This window comes from Kutzneria buriramensis (assembly GCF_003387475.1).
Taxonomy (GTDB): domain Bacteria; phylum Actinomycetota; class Actinomycetes; order Mycobacteriales; family Pseudonocardiaceae; genus Kutzneria; species Kutzneria buriramensis.
The window spans coordinates 41,538-59,196 of record NZ_QUNO01000013.1; the positions used below are offsets into that span (position 1 = coordinate 41,538).

Below are 17,659 nucleotides of genomic sequence, written 5' to 3' on the forward strand. Positions count from 1 at the left end.
AGCTGCTCGATGGCGACGAGTCGGTCGCGCTCCTTGAGCGCCGGCGGCGTGCCTCGGACCAGCTTGCGCGGCGGTGATTTACCGAACGCGCGGCGGTGTCTCGCACGTCACAAGGTGTGAGCACGAACCCGATCGGTGTAAGGCGACCGCCAGTGGGTACCTGCGCAGTTCCCGGGACGGCGCATCCCGATCGCCGTCCCGGGTCTCAGCCGTACCAGCCGCCGTCCGCGGCCAGCACGGCGCCGGTGACGTAGGCGGACAGCGGGCTGGCCAGGTAGGCGACGAGGGCGGCGTACTCCTCGGGCCGGCCGATGCGGCCGACGTCGTTGGGCGCGAGGGCCTCGACCAGGCGGGGCTCGACCTCCTCCCACGTGTCGCCGAACCCGTGCTGGCGGCCGAGTTCCACCAGCCGCGGCACACTGGCCGGGGTGAGGATGCCGCCGGCCGCGACGGCGTTCGAGGTGACGCCGGTGTGCTTCAGCTCCCGGGCCAGGGACTTGGCCAGCGCGTTGCGGGCCCCGTTCGTGGCGGCGTAGTGCGGCTGCGAGGCGGCCGGCACGGCGCCGAGGACGCTGCCGATCTGGATCACCCGCCCCCAGCCGCGCTCGCGCATCGCCGGCACGAGTCGCTGGATCATCCGCACGCCGGTCAGCACGTTGACGTTGTAGATGTCGGCCCAGTCCTGGGCCGACGTGGTGGTCCACCCGAGGCTCGGGTCGTACGTGCCGATGTTGTTGACGAGGATGTCCACCGGCCCGGCGGCCGCGTGCACCTCGTCGGCGCCGCGATCGGTGCCCAGGTCGCCGAGCACGTGCGAGGCGTCGCCGCCCGCGTCGCGGATCGCCTTGGCCACGGCGACGGTTCGGGCGTGGTCGCGGCCGTGCACGACCACCGAGGCCCCTTCGGCGGCCAGCCGCGTGGCGATGGCCTCGCCCAGCCCCGAGCTGGATCCGGTGACGAGGGCGCGCTTCCCGCCCAACTGGAGATCCATTGGGAATCCTTTCCTCCGACTGCGATCGAGCCTGCCGAAGAAAAAATGGACCAGCAAGTACAGAACTCGGCGAACCCTCAGCCGGAGGTATGACGGCCGCTCCGACCGTGGCCCGATGCGCACGGACGGGCGCCGGCCGTAGCGTCCGTCCGCGATGAACTACGCGACGGAACTCCTCGACCAGAGCGACCTGTTCGGCAGCCTGATCCGAGGCGCGGACCTGCGCGGCGGCGTGCCGACGTGTCCGGAGTGGACTTTCGGCCAGCTGGCCGAGCACGTCGGCCGGGGACACCGGTGGGCGGCGCGGATCGTCCGCGACGGTAGCTACCTCGACGCCGGGACGATCCCGGACGGCGTGCTGCCGGCCGACACCGCCGAGGCCGTCCGCTGGCCGTGGGAAGGCGCGCGCATCCTGCTCGACGCCGTCGCCGACGCCGGCCTCGACACTCCCGTGTGGACGGTCCTCGGGCCGCGGCCGGCGCGCTGGTGGGTGCGGCGCCGGCTGCACGAGACGATCGTGCACCGGGCCGACGCCACCCTGGCCCGCGGCCTGCGCTTCGACGTGCGGCCGGAGCTCGCGGCCGACGCGATCGACGAGTGGCTGGGCAATGCCGCCGACGAGGTGTTCGAGGAACCGCTGCCGCTCGCGATGGGCGTGACCATGGCGGTCCGGATCACCGACGCGCCGCACGAGTGGGCCGTCACCGGCGAGGCCGGCGGACTCTGGGTCCGCACCGGTCACCGCGCCGGCGACCTCACCGTGAGCGGTCGGGCCGTCGATGTGCTGCTGGCGCTCGTGCGCCGGCTGCCCGCCGACCGGGCCGGCGTCCGGGTCGAGGGCGATCCGGCGCTCTGGGAGCGCTGGCTGGCCGGAACCCCGCTATAGCGCCGCGGCCACCTCGTCGATCACGTCCGCCAACTCCGCCGGCCGGGCCAGAAACGGCGAGTGGCCGCCGGGCAGGCGCCGCACCAGCGTGGGCATCTCGTCGTCGATCGCGCGCTTGATGAAGACCTCCGGGATGTTCCGGTCGTCGTCGCACGCGATCAGCGCCGACGGCAGCTTCTGCCACGACGCGCGGGTCTGCGCGTCCGTGAACGCCCGGGCGCTCTGCGGCCGCAGCCGGGCGGTGGTCGCGGCGGCCAATTCCGTTGGCACGTCGAAGTAAGCGGCGTCGGTGATCTGGTCGGGCACCGGCACCATCCGCCAGTCCGCCGGGAACCAGGGACCGCCCAGCGGCGTCACGAGGGCCTCCCCCACCTCCAGCATCTGCGCCGCCAGGTAGATGAGCCGCTCCACGTTCGGCGCGGTCTCGGCGGCCTCGGACATCGGCACGCCGCCGTAGGAGTGCCCGAGCACCGTCACCGGGCCGTCGATCGCGCCCAGTGCCTCCCCCACCACCTCGGCGTCGTCGTACATGCCGACCTCGGGATCGCTCCACGTGCTCGGCAGGTCGACGGTGAAGACACGCCAGCCGTGGCGCTCCAGGTGGGGCGTGAGCTCGTCCCAGCACCACGCGCCGTGCCAGGCGCCGTGCACCAGCAGGATGTTCTTCGGCGAACTGTTCAACTGAGCTTCCTTCGACCGCGCACTGGTGGTGATCGTGGCGGTAATCATTGCGCGCCAAGGGTCCCGGGCACGGTCGCGCCGATCAAAGGGGCAGCGAACGGAGGCCGGTTCCGTCCCGACACCACAGATCGGGACGGCCGTGTCCGGTATCAGGCGGCCGCGAGGTGGTCCAGGCAGAAGTCCAATGCCGACTCCAGGTGCTGCGACGAGCCGGTGGCCATCAGGATCGCCACCCCGCCCTGGATCGCCGCGAGCACCGCCGACGAAGCCGCCTTGGCGTCGAGTCCCGCGCGGATGTGGCCGTTCGCCTGCATCTGCTCGATGCCCACCTCGACCTGCCGCTGCCACTGCCTGAGCAGCTCGCGGGTCACCGCCTGCGCCGCCGGTGTGTGCCGGTCGATCTCGGTGATCAGCGCCCCGAGCGGGCAGTTCGTGCCCTGCCGCCGGTACCGCTCCACCACCGCGTCCCGCCACTGCCGCCACGCCGACCAGGACGTGAGCTCCCCCAGGTACGGCTGCTGGTCCTCGAGCACGCGGTCGGCCTCGCGCTGGGCGACCGCCACCAGCAGCTCCTCCCTTCCCTCCGGGAAGTAGTGGAACAGCTGGCCCTTGCCGGTGCCGCTGCGCCGGCACACGTCCTCCAGCGTCACCACCGCCACGCCGCGCTCGCGGATCTCGGCCGCCGCGGCGTCCACGATCCGCTGCCGGGTCGCGGCCCCCTTCTTCGTGAGCACGGAATCGATTGTACTATTGAGTCCATTCCGGAGGAGCCCGCCCGCGCCGGGCGGGCGGGCTCCCCTGTCGGTCAGCTCGCGGTGAGCGCCGTGTCGTCGATGACGAACGACGTCTGCCGCGAGTTGTTCTCGGTGCCGGAGAAGCTGATGGTGACGGTCTGGCCGGCGAGCGAGGAGACGTCGAACGTCTGCTGCGCGTAACCGGTGTTCTTGTTCAGGTTGGAGAACGTGGCCAGGGTCGTCGTGCCGGCCTTGACGGTCAGCTTGTCGACCTGGGTGGTCGTGGTGGTCTCGGCGGTGTCGATGTGCAGCCAGAACGACAGGCTGGCGTGGCAGCCGGCCGGGATGGTGACCGACTGGGTCAGGGTGTCGGTGTGCGTGCTGCCGTAACCGTCGAGCCACGCGTCCCAGCTACCGGTGCGCGCGGGTTCGGACGGACCGTTCTGGCCGATCACGGCGGGGGTCGCGGTCCAGGTCGTGTTGCCGGACTCGAAGCCGGGGTTCCCCAGTTTCTGGCCCGGGCTGGGACATCCGCCGCCAACGGGGTTGATCGTCCACGTGAAGGTGGCGCTCCCGCTGGCGTTGGTGGTGTCGGTGGCGGTCACCGTGACGGTGCCCGTCCCGGCGGTGGTGGGCGTGCCGGAGATCAGGCCGGTGCCGGAGTTGATGGACAGGCCGGCCGGCAGGCCGGTGGCGGAGTAGGTCAGGGTCTGGCCGGAGGCCGAGTCGGAAGCCGCGATCTGCAAGGAGGTCGCGGTGCCGACGGTGCCGGTCTGATTGCCGGGGTTGGTGACCGTGACGGTGTTGCCGCCGTTGCCGCCGCCGATCGGCAGGCCGCCGATGGTCGCGTACATCCCGACGTCGAACGTGGAGCCGCTGGGCGCGTGCGCCACCGGGATGACCGTGACGGCGTTGCCGCCGGCGAGCACGGACGTGGAGATGTAGTCGCCGAACATGCGGCCCTGCGAGGTGTTCGGCAGCCACGCCAACGTCATCGGCCCGGCGAGCTGGGTCGGCGCCGACCACGTGGTGCCGCCGTCGGCGGACGACACGAACGCGGCGTTGAGCTGGCAGGTGGTGTCCGTGCAGTTGGCCTGCGGGTAGTAGTAGTACGTCACGCCGATCCGGGCGGTGCCGCCCGAACTGGACGGATCCACGCCGATGCCGGGCGTGAAGTGGTCGGCGGTGCTGGTGGCGGCGTCGATCGGCAGCCGGGCCGGCGCGCTCCACGACGTGCCGTTGGTCGACGTGGACATGATGATGTCGTTGCTGGGGCAGCCGGAGCGGAACCGGCAGTCCGCCCACACCACGTAGACCTTGCCGGCGGAGTCGATCTCCGCCGACGGCAGCGGGCTCTCCCGCAGCGTGTCCAGCGGCCCGAAGTCGTTGTCCTCCAACCCGGCGACGGGGTGGTGGCTGACGGTCGCGATCTGCACGCTGGAACCCCAACTCGCGCCGCCGTTGGTGGACACGAACGACCGCTCGGCGTTGGCGCTGGCACTGGAGAACGGCACGACCACGGTCCCGTTGGGCTGCACGACCGGCTGGCCGCCCAGGCCGCTGGGGTTGTCGGCCGGGCTGAGCTGGCTGCCCCAGGTCAGGCCGCCGTCGGTGGAGGTCCGCATGTGCTCGGCGTCGCCGGCGTTGGCGTCGTCGTACTCGGTGTAGCAGTGGCCGTAGAACGGGCTGGCCGGATGGTCGTCGCAGACCGTCCAGTTCTTGTCGAAGAAGGTGCCGGTGGCCGACACGGCGACCGGGTTGCCCCACGTCTTGGCGTCGGTGGAACGGCTCAGCTCCACGTCCACGGCGCCGGACGCGGCGATCCCCAGCCAGGAGATCATCCAGACGTTGTCCTTGGCGTCGTAGGCGACCGAGGCGTCGCTGACCTGACCGTAGGGGCCGCCGGTGTTGGCGGTGGTGCCCGGCAGGAAGCCGCGCGCCCACGTCTGGCCGCCGTCGGTGGACGTGGTCCAGCCGATGTTGGACGCGCCGCCGCCGGTCACCCGGCCGACCTGGAACGTGCCGACGATGGTGTTGCCGAAGCTGAAGGTGTCCGGCTCCACTTCGGTCGAATGCTGGGCCTGGGCGTCGGAATAGGGGTCGGTGCTGACCTGGTTCAGCGACACCGCGGCGCGGGCGGCGGTCGCCGGCGTGGTGAAAGCCGTCAGCGAGGCCAGGGCGGCGACGGCGAGGGTGAGGACTCTGCTGCGGATCGATCTGGACATGGCACTCCTGTCGTTGTCGAACAGGGCGGGGATCGCACGACATGCCAAGAGCGTGATCGGGCGGAATCATCCGCGTGCCAAGGGAAATCCGCCAGCATCGGTCGACGGGTAGCGCCGCGTTGACATTTGACAGGCCTGTAGAAGCAACGGTGAGGGGCGGGCCGGCTGTCGCCGACCCGCCCCTCACCTGCGGGAATCCACGAGCTGCGGGCTCAGTCGCCGACGCAGATGGCACACGGGGAGACGGCGGTCTGGTCGCAGACCACGCTGCCGGCGCCGCCGAAGACCTCGTCGAGCTGGGCCTCGGTCAGCTCGATCACGGGCTGGGTGTCCATGTAGTCACTTCCTTTCTGGATAGTGCTGCCGACCGGCCGTTGCCGTTCGGGGACCGGGGAGCCACCTGGGCGGCGACCAGATGCGCGTACTTTCCGCCCTGGGCAACGAGTTCGTCGTGTTTGCCGGCTTCGGCGATCCGGCCGCCGTCGAGCACGAGGATCTGGTCGGCGTCGCGCACGGTGCTGAGCCGGTGGGCGATGACGATCTGCACGCACGGCAGGTCCGCCAGGTTGGCGTGGATGCGGGCCTCGGTGGCCGCGTCGAGGTGGCTGGTCGCCTCGTCGAGCAGGAGCACCGCCGGCTTGCGCACGACCGCTCGGGCCAGCGCCAGCCGCTGCCGCTGCCCGCCGGACAGGCCGGTGCCGCGCTGGGCGAGCTGGGTGGCATACCGGTTGGGCATGGCCATGATCTCGTCGTGCAGGCAGGCCAGTCGGGCGGCGCGCTCGATGTCGGCGACCGGGATGTCGTCGTAGACGGTGATGTTGTCGAGGATGGAGCCGGAGAACACGAACGGCTCCTGGAGCACCGCGCCGATCTGCCGGCGCAACTCCCGTGGGTCGAAGGATTCCACCGGCACGCCGTCGAACCGGATCCGGCCGGCGGTCGGCTGGTACAGGCCGAGCAGCAGCATGCCGAGGGTGGTCTTGCCGGAGCCGGTCGCGCCGACGATCGCCACCCGCTGCCCGGGCCGGATGGCCACGGAGACCTTGTCCAGCACGGCATTGCTGTACGTGTCGTAGCGGAAGCCGACCTCGTCGACGTCGACGTTGCCGCGCAGTTCCGCGTGGACGGCGTCCTTCGGCGCCCGTTCCGGCGCGGTGTCCCAGACGTCGGCGAGGCGTTGCAGCTGCGCGCCGGCGAGTTGCAGCCGCTGCCCGTTGGACACGACCGTCGCCAGCGGCGAGACGATCGAGGAGGAGAGCCAGATGACGGCGACCATCGTGCCCGCGGTCATCGCGCCGTCCAGCACGCGGCTCGCGCACAGCCACAGCACCAGCATCGGCGTCAGCAGCCGCAGCGCGCCCGTGCAGGACTCGATGACCGACGCCAGGTAGCTCCGCCGGAGCGTCGCCTTCATCCAGCCACGCACGAGGTCGGCGATCTGGCTGAGGGCCCGCTCCTCGGCCGCCAGCGCCTTGATGGTGGTGATGCCCTCCAGCGCCTCGACCAGGTTGCCCTGGGTGTGCGCCTGCGCGGCGAGGTCGGCGGCCATGCGTTCGCGAACCGGGCGGGTCGTCAGGCACAGCAACAGAATCACGACGATCACGATGCCCGCGACCACCACCGCGACCACCGGGTCGAACAGCGCCAGCAGGGCGATGTAGGACAGCACCAGCACCGCGTCCAGCAGCGAGCCCAGCGTCTGGCTCGTCATCAACTCCCGGATCACGGCGATGCTGGCGAACCGGGTCATGATGTCGCCGGTGCTGCGCTGCTCGAAGTACCGCAGCGGCAGGCGCAGCAGGTGGCCGGTGAACCGGACCAGCGCCGTGGAGTCCAGGCGTCCCTGGAGGAACACCAGCAGGGACGACCGCAGCAGGCCGGTCACCAGCTGCGAGACCGTCACCGCGGCGACGCCGAGACCGAGCAGTTCCAGCAGGGGTGTCGTACGGAACTGCTCGATCTCGTCGACGGCCATCTCCGCGGAGATCGGCATGACCACCACGAGGAACTGGGCGACCACCGTCACGGCCAGGACCTGCGCCAGCAGCCGCATCGTGCCGGGCAGGCTCAGCAGCGACTTGAGGTAGCTGGACCAGAACGGCTCCACCGCCGCCTTCGTCCGGGCGAACGACTCGCCCGGACGGAAGGTCATCGCCACCTTGCCCAGCCCGGCACGGAACTCCGCCGGCGTGAGCGTGCGCCGGCCGACCGCCGGGTCGACGATGCGCACCGACCGGGTGGTGATCCGCTCGACCACCACGAAGTGGTTGTTCTGCCAGTGGACCACCGCCGGCAGGGCCAGCCCGTCGACGGCGTCGGCCGGGTAGCCGGCCGCCTCCAGCCCGAGGGCGCGGGCCGCCCGCACGATCGCGCCGGCGCTGGTGCCGTCCCGGCCCGGGGTGAACGTCTCGCGCAATTCCCGCACCGAGGTCTCGTGCCCGAAACCGCCGAGAATCATCGCGAGGCAGGCCAGGCCGCATTCGGCGTTGCTGGCCTGGAGCACGAGCGGCACCCGCCGGCGGTCAGACTCCACAGATCCCCCACACCAGAACGATGACGCCGATGAGGAAAGCCAGCGCGACCAGCAGACCGAGCCAGAGCGTGCGCATGACCGGCGGGCGGACCTCGCGCGGGAACATGTCGTCCCCGGCCGGTTCCGGTTGATCCGCCTGAACGGTGAACAATAACCGCCGACTGAGCCGCGCCATGCCGTTCCCACCCCATTCCCCGGAAAGGGAGAAATTGTCTCCCCACCAGTGTCGCCGTTGAACACGACTTCAAGTCAACGGCGAAATTCCGTCATCTCGTCGACGCGGCCACCGGCGCCGCGACCGGCACCACGCGCGCCCGCCGGCGGCGGGTCAGCAGCGACACGGGGATGATCACGAGGCTCACACCGAGCCCGATCAGCGTCACCGATGCGCCCCACTGCAGGCCGCCGAACACCAGCAGCACCAGGTTGAACACCGCCAGCACGATCGCCAGCGCGGCCGCCGCCCGTGGCAGCCGGAAGCTGCCCGCGCGGCCCTCGGGGCGTCGGCGCAGCACCAGGTAGGCGATCGGCAGCAGCACGAACACGATGAGGTAGCCGAAGTTCGCCGCCGCCACCACGTTGACCACGTCGGTGCCGAACACGACCAGCATGATGGTGATCACCGTGGCGTCCAGGGCGATCGAGCCGACCGGGGCGCCGCGGCGGTTGATGCGGGCGAAGAACGTGGGCAGATGGCCGTCCTGGGCCATCTGGTACACCGTCCGCGACGAGCCGATGACGAACGTCTCGGCGCCGAGGACCAGCACGGCGGCCAGGCCGAGGCCGACGATGAGCTTGCCGGCCGGGCCGAGGAGCGCGCCGCCGGCGCTGGCGAAGGCCTCCAGCGGGTCGGCCTCGATGCCGGTCAGCCCGACCAGGCCGAACAGCGCCACCGGGACGGCCGCGAACGCGACCAGGCAGATGATCGCCGACAGCGACATGACGCGGCCCATGTACCGCTCCGGCTTGCGGATCTCGGCGCACACCGTGGACGCCATCTCCGCGGCGTACGAGGACCAGGTCGCGACGAAGCCCCACTTGAGCAGCAGCGCGGTCACGCCGCCGAAGGTCTGCGGGGCGGCGGCCGGCAGCGCCGGCGCGAGGCGTGCGACGTCGAAGGCGGCGGGGTGCAGCAGCGGGCCGACCAGGATGATCACCAGCACCGCCACGGCGACGAGGGCCAGGCCGGCGTTGACCGCCGTGGAGAGCTTCAGGCCCATCGCGGTGATCATGTACAGCGCCGCGCCGATCACGAGCGCCAGCACGACCGGGTTGACGCCGGGCCACAGCAGGTCGCGCAAATAGGTGGCGGCCAGGATGAGGTTGACGGCGATGCCCGGCGTCCAGGCGAACCAGTAGCACCAGGCCGATAGCGCGCCCAGCGTCGGCGACCCGTTGGGGACGGCGCGGAAGGCGAACTGCGCGGTGCCGCCGGCCCGCTCCGGGAACCGGGCGGCGAGCTCGGCGACCAGCGCGCACTGGAGGCCGCCGATGACGGCGGTGCCGATCCAGACCCAGATCGACACGGTGCCGATGTCGCCGGCCATCGCGCCCAGCGAGACGACGACCATCAGCGCGCCGCCGGTGGCGATGAGCACCGAGGCCCACCACGAGGACGTCACGGGGAGCCGGCTCCGGCCCGGGAACAGCGACACGGCGTTTTCGTTCGTCGACAACTCCTGCCTCCTGACCACTGATTGCGGAGGAGACAGGCGCGTCCTGGCCGGTGCCGTACTGGTCAGAAGCTCGGAGCGAGCCGCGAATATGAGCGAGTGCCACTTCTCCCGCGATTACGCCGCTCGGTCGAAATGCGATTCGCCGTCCCCAGTGGGAGTTGAACCTAACACGCGAACATCCCATGTACGGAAAATGAACCGGAACGGCGGAATGGTTGTCGGCGACGGGAGCAGGGGGCTTGACTTGAAGTCGCCTTCAATTGGTATACGTCAGAATTGGCGCGTGTCCTGATGCGTGACCGGCGTTTCCGCGGCGGCCGAGGCGGCCCGGTCCGGCCCGAGCATGATGACCGCGACGCCGACCAGGCAGATCACCGCGCCGACGACGTCCCAGCGGTCCGGCCGGAAGCCGTCGAACACCACGCCCCAGAGCAGCGAGCCGACGATGAAGACGCCGCCGTACGCGGCGAGCACCCGGCCGAAGTTCATGTCGGGCTGGAGGGTGGCGACGAAGCCGTACAGGGCGAGGCTGAGCAGTCCGCCGGCGATCCACAGCAGGCCGCGGTGCTCCCGCAGGCCCTGCCAGACCAGCCAGGAGCCGCCGATCTCGGTGACGGCGGACAGCGCGAACAGGACGATGGAACGTAAAACCATGGCCCCGAGCCTAGGCGGGGCGCCGGCGGTCGACGCCGGGCCCCGCCGCGCTGTCGCCCTATCGGTTGACGTTCTCGGTCACGCAGCACTCGCACGGGGATTCGGGTTTCGGTGCGACGAACCGTGGCAGCGGCCGGCCGCTGAGCAGCCGCAGCCCGTTTCCGATGATCAGCAGCGCGTACGCCTCGTTGAGGAGGACGCCCTCGGTCAGCGTGAAGGCTCCGGTCATCGCCGCGACCGCCAGCACGGCGATGGCGACGATCGACAGCGTCACGTTCTGCGCGATGACCCGCCGGGCGCGCTGGGCCAGCGCGATCGTGTACGGCAGCTTGGTCAGGTCGTCGGCCATCAGCGCGACGTCGGCCGTCTCCAGGGCGACATCCGTGCCGGCGGCGCCCATCACGACCGCCACATCGGCCGCGGCCAGCGCGGGCGCGTCGTTCGTGCCGTCGCCGACCATCGCGACGGCGCCGAACTCCGCCCGCGCCAGGCTCACCGCGTCCTTCTTGTCCGCCGGCATCAGCTCCGCCTTGACGGTCTCGATACCGAGACGGTCCGCGATCGCACGTGCGACCCGCGTGCGGTCGCCGGTGAGCATGACCGTGTGGGTGACACCCAACGCGCGGATTCCCTCGACGGCGACCCGCGCGTCCGGCCGCAACTCGTCGGCGACGCCCAGCAACCCGAGCAGCTCACCGTCCCGTCGCACGGCCACCGGCGTCGCCCCGGCCTCCTCGATCTCACCGAGCACGGCGGCGGCTCGCTCGTCCAGTTCGGCAACGCGACCGACACTGACCAGGGCCCCGTCGACCGTCGCCTCGGCACCGACGCCGGGGACGACCCGCACGTCCGCCGCCGGTCGGACGACGATGCCGCGGTCGCGGGCCGCCCGTACGACGGCGTCGGCGATGGGGTGCGTGGCACCGGCCTCGACGGTGGCCGCAAGTTCTAGAAGTTGTTTTTCCGTAAAGGTTTCGAGCGGTCGGAGTGCCGTCAGCACGGGCCGGCCGGCGGTGAGCGTGCCGGTCTTGTCGAAGGCCACCGCCCGCACCGCTGCGAGCCGTTCGAGGTAGGCGCCACCCTTGATGAGCACGCCGTCCCGGGCGGCCCGGGCGACGGAGGCGACGACGCTCACCGGCACCGACAACACCAGCGAGCAGGAGCAGGACACGATCAGCACCACCAGCGCGCGGTAGAACGCCTCGCCGGCCGGCAGCCCGAACAGCAGCGGTCCCGCGACGGCCACCCCGATCGCCGCGACGATCATCAGCGGCGTGTAGACGGCGCCGAAGCGGTCGGCGAACCGCTGCGCCCGCCCCTTGTTCTGCTGGGCCTGCTCCACCTCGCGGATCACCCGCGCCAGCACTGTGTCCTGGAACGGCGTCGCCACGCGGACGCGGAGCACCGCCGGCCCGTTGAGGGTGCCGCCGTACACGGCAACGCCCGTGACGGCCTCGACGGGCATCGACTCACCGGTGATGGCCGACGCGTCGATCCACGACGACCCCTCGGTGACCTCGCCGTCGGTGGGCACTCGCGAACCCGGGCGCACCAGAACGATGTCGCCGACGGCCAACTCCTCGACGCCGACGGTTTTGGCCGTGCCGTCGGGATTGAGCCGCTCGGCCCGTTGCGGGCTCAGATCCATCAGCCGCTGGATCGACTTGCGGGCCTTGTCGGCGACGTAGCTCTCGAGCACGACGCCGAGCGAGAAGATCACCACCACGCAGTCGGCCTCGGTCGCCCGCCCCAGCGGGATCGCGCCGGCGACCGCGACGATCAGCAGCACGTTGAGGGAGAAGCGTTTGCTGCGGGCCATCGTCCACGCGGTGCGCAGTGGGTAGACGATGCCGATCGCGATGGACCCCAGCGCCACCGGTGCCGCGACGGTGTCCGAGCCGGTGATCCGCTCGGTCGTCTCGCCGATGACCAGAAGCAGTGCCGCGATGGCGAGGAACACCAGTTCTGGCCGGAGCCACCACCGGGTCCGGGCGACCCGCTGCTCCGGTTCCAGCGTGAGACCGGAGGCCGCGGCGGTGCGCACCAGCGCGCGGTCATCCACAGTGGACTCCGCGTCGATGGCCAGCGTGCCGGTGGCCGCCAGCATCCGTACCTCACGGACGCCGGGAAACCGTTGCAGCGGCGTCAGATCGCTCGCGCACTCGACACATCCCGAGACCACTCGGAACCGCCGGGTCCGCACGCCGGCTTCCGGTGGCGCCCCCGCGCCGTCCACCACGAGTCCCATGATGTGTCACCCGCCCCGTATTGTCGGTGTGCACCGCACTCCCGGTTCACGTCAGATCGGCGTCCAGCTCGGCCACCAGCTCGCGCAGCTGCCGGATCTGCTCCTCGACCTGCCCGCGCCGGGCCGCGATCGCCCCGCGCCACTCCCCCACCGGCGTCAGCAGCCGTTCGATGTCGGTGAGGCTGAACCCGATGATCCGCAGCGTTCGGATCACCGACAGCCGGTGCAGCACCGCAGGCGCGTAGTGCCGCCGCCCGCCGATCCGCACCCCTTCGGCGATCAGGCCGCGACTTTCGTAGTACCGCAAGGCGGAAGCCGAGACGGCGGCCGCCTCCGCGACCCGGTCGATCGGCAGCAGCGACGCGCTCACGATTCACCCCCTCGCGTCCGAGGCGGCTCGCGGCTCGTGCGGGGCCAGCGTCCCCGCACGAGCCACCGCCGTCGCACCTGCCCGATCAGCAGCCGCATCCATCGGACTTGCCGACCGACACCGTCGCGGGCGACGTCTTGTCGGTGATCGGCCGCACGGCGCGGCCGATCACCATCGCCTCGATGAACTCCCACGCCCCGGGCATCTTCGTCTCCTGGAGGTCCTCGATGTCGAACGACGAGTCCCGCAGGGTCTGCACGGTGGGGCGGTTGCAGTGGCACTCGTTGCCGAACCAGTACCAGCCCTTCTGGATGATGTCCTGCTTGCGGGCGACCCGCGGGTCGGCGTTGCGCACGTGCTCCAGGAACAGGTACTGCCCGCCGGGCTTGAGCACCCGCCGGATCTCGGCCAGGGCCGGCCCGGGGTCTCTGACCGTGCAGAGGATCATCGCCGCGGCGACGGTGTCGATGCTCGCGTCGGCGAACGGCAGCTTCTCCGCGCCGGCGACGGTCAGCTGCACCCGCTTCGGGTAGTTCCGGATCTTCTCCTCCAGCTTGGCCACCATGTGCGGGTACGGCTCGGTGAGCACCAGCTCGGTGACCGCATCGGGATAGTGCGCCAGGTTCAGGCCGGTGCCGGTGCCCAGCTCGACCGTCTTGCCGTACGCGGGCTTGAGGAACTCGTGCCGCTTGTCGGCGAGCCCCGCGGCCTCGACCTTGGCGAGGAACTTGTCGTACATGCCGGCGAAGACGTACTTGCCCCAGGTGGCGTCGTAGGCCTTCTTCAGAACGTTCGTCATCTGGTCCTCCCCAGGTCCGAAATGGGATGTGCCCGGAAATCCCCTTAGCACGTTCGGCGGTCTAGTTGTCCCGTCAAGAGTCTGGACTCCCGCTTATCGCTGGACGTAGTCTCCTCGCTCAAGTCGACTTCAAGTCAAGGGGGAGCCTTGAACAACGAGTTGGTGTCCATAGACAAGATCTCCCGACAGTCCGGGCTGGCCTCCTCCGCGCTGCGCTACTACGAGCGCTGCGGGCTGATCAGCGAGGGCGTGAAGGTCGGCGGCCGCCGCCATTACCCGCTCTCGATCCTGCACCGGCTGTCGGTGATCAAGGTGTGCCAGAGCGTCGGGTTCAGCCTGGCCGAGATCGCCGAGCTGCTCAACGGAACCCCAGGTCAGGACGGCACCTGGCGGGAGCTGGCGCGGCTGCGGCGGCAGGAGATCCAGGACCAGATCCGGCGGCTGAACGATCTTTCCGAGCTGCTCGACAGCGCCATGCGATGTCCGTGCACGGAGCTGCCCGACTGCCCGAGCCTGGCGCCGCAGGGCGATCTCGCCCGGCGCACCTCAGAGCATCATGAGAATTCTCCGGGCATTCGCGGCGCGCGCCAACTGCACCCCTTGGGCTGAGCGAGTGAACGGCGTGACCCGATGTATCCGAATACGCGGAATCGGTCACGCCGCCGACCGGATCAACGTGCCTCAAGGGTCGACGTATTCGACGGGACGCCGCGTATTACCGAATCGTAAATTCGGGGCGGCTCGACCTCGGTGCGCACTCCGGCGCGTGGCAGCCCGCCCCGACCCATGAGCCAGCCTCGCGTCAAAGGGCAGCGGAGTGACGGGATTGTGACGGTTGCTCACTAATCTCCCCCCACGGAATTCGACGAGGGGAGACCACTGCGATGAGTGGGCGTTATGGGGGCGGGCTCCGGTCCGTGCTGGTGATCTCGCTGGGGGTGGCGCTGTCGGCGTCCGTCGCCTCGGTGGCGACGGCGGCGCCGGCCGTGACCAGCGTGCAGACCTGGGGCAACGACGGCGGTTTCGGCGCCTCGACGCCGACGGCGGTGCCCGGGGCGGCCGCCGCGGTCGCGATCGCCGCCGGTGAGAACCACAGTCTGGCGGTGATGCCCGACGGCACGGTGCGGGTCTGGGGCGCCAACAGCCACGGCCAGCTCGGCGACGGCACCACCACCGCCAGGCCGACACCGGTGAGTCTGCCGGGCCTCACCGGCGTGAAATCGGTCGCCGGCGGCCGGTCGCACAGCCTGGCGTTGATGCGTGACGGAACCGTGCGCGCTTGGGGCGACAACTTCGACGGCGCCCTCGGTGACGGCACCACGACGACCCGGCTCTCCCCGGTCACGGTGCCTGGGTTGACGGGGGTGACGGCCGTGTCGGCCGGCGACAGCTTCAGCCTGGCGCTGCTGTCGAACGGCACCGTACGTGCATGGGGTCACAACAGCGCCGGCCAGCTCGGCGACGGCACCACCACACCCCGGTCCACGCCGGTCACCGTGGCCGGCCTGACCGGCGTCAAGGCGATCTCCGCCGGCAACTGGTTCAGCCTGGCGTTGCTGGCCGACGGCACCGTCCGCGCCTGGGGCTTCAACTACGACGGCGAACTCGGCGACGGCACCACCACCGACCGGCTCACGCCGGTGCCGGTGTCGGGGTTGACCGGGGTGAAGGCGATCTCCGGCGGCAGCTACTTCAGCCTGGCCGCGCTGAGCGACGGCACCGCGCGGTCGTGGGGCAGCAACGGCTTCAGCGAGCTCGGCAACGGCGGTGGCGGCAACCGGTCGACTCCCGGCGTCGTCACGGGGCTGACCGGCGTCGCCACGGTCTCGGCCGGCGACGGGTACGGCCTGGCGTTGCAGACCGCCGGCACGGTTCAGGCGTGGGGCGACAACCGGTACGGCAACGTCGGGGACGGCACGACCACCACCCGCTCGACTCCGGTGCCGATTCTCTTCGGTGTCACCGCGATCTCGGCCGGCGGCCCGCAGACCTACGGCGGTGTCGCCCCGCTGGGCAGCCACGCTCTGGCGCTCCAGGGCTGATCGAACACCCGCGTGCGGCCCCCGCCCGAGGCGGAGGCCGCACGCGACGGTCGTCAGTGCTTCGGGTCGAGCCAGACGTTGGTCGGGTCGATCACCCCGTTGGGGTACCAGTTGGCGTTGTGCAGGGCCGTGGTGTGCAGGTACACGGCGAACTGGTGGCCCATCGGGATCACCGCGGCGTCGGTCAGCGCCTGCACCTCGGCCTGGTGGAACAGGTTGTTGGCCGTGGTCCGGTCCGGGCTGGAGAACGCCTGCTGGAGCAGGCCGTTGGTGACCGAGCTGTTGTAGAACCCGTAGTCGTTGCCGAAGGTCGGCGAGTTGGCGGTGTAGCCGGAGCCGTCCAGCAGCGGACTCAGGTACGTCCGGGCGTTGTCGCCCAGCCAGTCCGGACGCCAGTTGACGGCGGCGATGTCCCACGCGCCCTGGCGGGCGTAGTCGGCGTTGGACATGTACTTCGGGTAGAAGTCGCTGCGCGGCACCTGGGTCAGCTGCAGGGTGATGCCGGCGCGGGCCAGCGCGGTCTGGAGCGACTTCGCGACGGCGGGCTGGGTGCCGGCGTCACCGTGGATCATCTTCAGGGTCAGGCCGTTCGGGTAGCCGGCCTGGGCCAGCAGCTGCTTTGCCTTGTCCGGGTCGCCCTGGTCGTTCGTGCTGGGGTACAGGCAGAACGGCTGGTACGCGCCGCTGGACGGGGCCAGGATCTGGCACGTGGTCTGGGCGATGTTCGGGCCGCCGATGACGTTGATCTCGTCGGCCTTGTTCACCGCGTACTCCAGCGCCTGCCGCACCAGCACGTTGCTGGTGGCGCCGTTGTTGTTGGGGCTGATGATGTTGATCGCCACGTACGGCTCCAGCAGGCCGACGTCCATGACCTCCAGCCGCGGGTCGTGCGCGGCGGCCAGCGCGCCCAGCTGGGCCGACGGCGGCGGCACGTCCCACTGGCTGTCGGCCGCGCCGCCGGTGATGGCGTCGAAGGTCTGCTGCTGGTTCAGGCCCTCCTCGACGTGGATGCCGTCGACGTAGGCCTTGCGCACCTGGTCGGTCCGCGGGTTCCAGGCGGGGTTGCGGCCCAGGGTGATCTCCTTGTTGGCGGTGTAGCCGGTGATCCGGTACGGGCCGTCGGAGATCACGTGCTGCCGGAAGTCGGCGCTGTCCGGCAGGTACTTCAGGTACTCACGCGGCGCCGGCGAGGCGAACGTCAGCGCCATGATGTCCAGGAAGTCCGGGATGGCCTGCACCAGCTGGAACACCACCGTGCGGTCGTTGACCGCCCGCACGCCGGCGATGGTGTTGCCCTGGATGTACCTCGCGATGGACGGGATGTCCGGGGTCACCTTCGCGAACCCGTCGCAGAAGGCCTTCATGCCGACGATGGTGTCGGTGAAGTACTGCAACGCGCCGGCGCCGACCGCCGGGTTGCACAGCCGCTTGATGCCGAGCACCTCGTCCTGCGCGGTCACCTGCCGGCGGCCGGACGGCGCGTCCCAGTCCACGCCCGGCTTGATGTGGAACGTGTAGGTCTTGCCGTCCTTGCTGACGCCGCCGTTGGCCTGCGTCGGCACCTCGGCGGCGATGTCGGCCACGATGGCGGAGGCCTGCGACACGTCCCGGCTGGCCGGCGCGGTCACCAGCTGCCGCGAGTAGGCGCGCTCCAGGACGAAGGTGGGGCCGTAGTAGCCGCTGGCGGTGTCGAGGTGGTCGATGTCGGCGCTGCCGGCGAGGGTGAGGGTGCCGCCGTAGTGCACGGACTGCCCGGGGGGACACAGCGTGGCGAGGACGGCGGCCACGGCACCGATGACGGTGCTCTTGACCATGGTTTC

General features: G+C 70.8%; 16 protein-coding genes. 3 read left to right on the plus strand and 13 right to left on the minus strand.

The features are described from left to right. Window positions 1-205 precede the first annotated feature (205 nt). A complete protein-coding gene (locus tag BCF44_RS33900; RefSeq protein WP_116178534.1) occupies window positions 206-991 on the minus strand; it encodes an SDR family NAD(P)-dependent oxidoreductase in 786 nt (261 codons plus the stop codon). Window positions 992-1,145: 154 nt separating this feature from the next. On the opposite strand from BCF44_RS33900, the gene BCF44_RS33905 reads away from it, so the two are divergent. Then, window positions 1,146-1,877, plus strand: coding sequence for a maleylpyruvate isomerase family mycothiol-dependent enzyme (locus tag BCF44_RS33905; RefSeq protein ID WP_116178535.1), 732 nt, complete (start codon window positions 1,146-1,148; stop codon window positions 1,875-1,877). Here the strand turns inward: BCF44_RS33905 and BCF44_RS33910 are convergent. The 11 genes from BCF44_RS33910 to BCF44_RS33950 form a co-directional block, all read right to left on the minus strand. Further along, complete coding sequence (locus tag BCF44_RS33910) at window positions 1,872-2,558, minus strand: alpha/beta fold hydrolase (RefSeq protein ID WP_170217881.1); 687 nt, start codon at window positions 2,556-2,558, stop codon at window positions 1,872-1,874. The two genes, BCF44_RS33905 and BCF44_RS33910, sit on opposite strands and share 6 nt — an antisense overlap. Before the next feature lie 149 nt (window positions 2,559-2,707). Beyond that, a complete protein-coding gene (locus BCF44_RS33915) occupies window positions 2,708-3,292 on the minus strand; it encodes a TetR/AcrR family transcriptional regulator (protein WP_116178537.1) in 585 nt (194 codons plus the stop codon). Window positions 3,293-3,363: 71 nt separating this feature from the next. Next, complete coding sequence (locus BCF44_RS33920) at window positions 3,364-5,517, minus strand: sialidase family protein (protein ID WP_116178538.1); 2,154 nt, start codon at window positions 5,515-5,517, stop codon at window positions 3,364-3,366. A gap of 212 nt (window positions 5,518-5,729) precedes the next feature. Further along, window positions 5,730-5,852: a hypothetical protein gene (locus tag BCF44_RS58675; protein ID WP_281283170.1), complete on the minus strand. Its 123-nt coding sequence runs from the start codon at window positions 5,850-5,852 to the stop codon at window positions 5,730-5,732. Beyond that, entirely contained in the window at window positions 5,834-8,050 is a 2,217-nt protein-coding gene (locus tag BCF44_RS33925) for a peptidase domain-containing ABC transporter (protein ID WP_170217882.1), read from the minus strand. Before BCF44_RS33925 ends, BCF44_RS58675 begins: the two co-directional genes overlap by 19 nt. After that, complete coding sequence (locus BCF44_RS55860; protein WP_170217883.1) at window positions 8,040-8,225, minus strand: hypothetical protein; 186 nt, start codon at window positions 8,223-8,225, stop codon at window positions 8,040-8,042. The genes BCF44_RS33925 and BCF44_RS55860 overlap by 11 nt, the downstream gene beginning before the upstream one ends. A 91-nt stretch (window positions 8,226-8,316) precedes the next feature. Then, a complete protein-coding gene (locus BCF44_RS33930) occupies window positions 8,317-9,726 on the minus strand; it encodes an APC family permease (RefSeq protein ID WP_147328726.1) in 1,410 nt (469 codons plus the stop codon). Window positions 9,727-9,996: 270 nt separating this feature from the next. After that, window positions 9,997-10,380 carry a YnfA family protein gene (locus tag BCF44_RS33935; protein WP_116178541.1) on the minus strand — a complete coding sequence of 128 codons (384 nt, stop codon included), beginning with the start codon at window positions 10,378-10,380 and terminating at the stop codon, window positions 9,997-9,999. Between the two features lie 58 nt (window positions 10,381-10,438). Further along, window positions 10,439-12,628 carry a heavy metal translocating P-type ATPase gene (locus tag BCF44_RS33940; RefSeq protein ID WP_116178542.1) on the minus strand — a complete coding sequence of 730 codons (2,190 nt, stop codon included), beginning with the start codon at window positions 12,626-12,628 and terminating at the stop codon, window positions 10,439-10,441. Between the two features lie 46 nt (window positions 12,629-12,674). After that, entirely contained in the window at window positions 12,675-12,998 is a 324-nt protein-coding gene (locus BCF44_RS33945) for a MerR family transcriptional regulator (RefSeq protein WP_170217884.1), read from the minus strand. Window positions 12,999-13,083: 85 nt separating this feature from the next. Next, entirely contained in the window at window positions 13,084-13,797 is a 714-nt protein-coding gene (locus BCF44_RS33950) for a class I SAM-dependent methyltransferase (RefSeq protein WP_116178544.1), read from the minus strand. Between the two features lie 147 nt (window positions 13,798-13,944). On the opposite strand from BCF44_RS33950, the gene BCF44_RS33955 reads away from it, so the two are divergent. Next, on the plus strand, window positions 13,945-14,406 hold the full coding sequence (locus BCF44_RS33955) for a MerR family transcriptional regulator (RefSeq protein WP_170217885.1): 462 nt from the start codon (window positions 13,945-13,947) through the stop codon (window positions 14,404-14,406). Window positions 14,407-14,681: 275 nt separating this feature from the next. Then, window positions 14,682-15,839 carry an RCC1 domain-containing protein gene (locus BCF44_RS33960; protein WP_116178546.1) on the plus strand — a complete coding sequence of 386 codons (1,158 nt, stop codon included), beginning with the start codon at window positions 14,682-14,684 and terminating at the stop codon, window positions 15,837-15,839. A gap of 53 nt (window positions 15,840-15,892) precedes the next feature. Here BCF44_RS33960 and BCF44_RS33965 read toward each other — a convergent pair whose 3' ends face one another. Next, on the minus strand, window positions 15,893-17,653 hold the full coding sequence (locus BCF44_RS33965) for an ABC transporter substrate-binding protein (protein ID WP_116178547.1): 1,761 nt from the start codon (window positions 17,651-17,653) through the stop codon (window positions 15,893-15,895). Between the last annotated feature and the right edge of the window lie 6 nt (window positions 17,654-17,659).